Raw genomic sequence first — 548 nt, 5'->3', positions numbered from 1 at the left:
GGCGACGTCGGTCGCGACGCAGACGCGGGCGCGCCCGTCACGCAGCGACTGCAGCGCCATGGTGCGCTCGTTCTGCGTCAATTCGCCTGAGAGCGCGACCACGGAGAAGCCGCGCTCCAGCAGCGCCGCCTGCAAATGCCTGACGTGATCGCGTGTGCTGCAGAACACGAGAGCGCTCGGCGCCTCGTAGAAGCGCAGCACGTTGACGACGGCATGCTCGGCATCGGCGGGCGCAATCCGGATGGCGCGATACTCGATATCAGCGTGACCGCCCTCGTCGCCGGCAACCTCGATCCGGAACGCCTGCTGCTGATACTGCTTGGCCAGCGCGACGATGCCGCGCGGGAACGTCGCCGAGAACATCAGGGTGCGGCGCGTTTCCGGCGTGGTCTCGAGGATGAATTCCATGTCCTCGCGAAAGCCGAGATTGAGCATCTCGTCGGCCTCGTCGAGCACGACCGCTTTCAATTCCGAGATGTCGAGACGGCCGCGCCGCAAATGGTCGCAGAGCCGGCCGGGCGTGCCGACCACGATGTGCGCGCCGGCCG

At 67.3% G+C, this 548-nt stretch carries 1 protein-coding gene; it reads right to left on the bottom strand.

Annotated elements, in window-relative coordinates:
* On the bottom strand, positions 1-548 hold a 548-nt coding region (locus MOV74_RS40030), incomplete at both ends, for a DEAD/DEAH box helicase (protein WP_246933091.1).

The organism is Bradyrhizobium sp. SHOUNA76, assembly GCF_023006445.1.
GTDB lineage: Bacteria > Pseudomonadota > Alphaproteobacteria > Rhizobiales > Xanthobacteraceae > Bradyrhizobium.
Note: the sequence above shows the minus strand (reverse complement) of the source record. Positions and strands in the feature narration are given on the sequence as shown.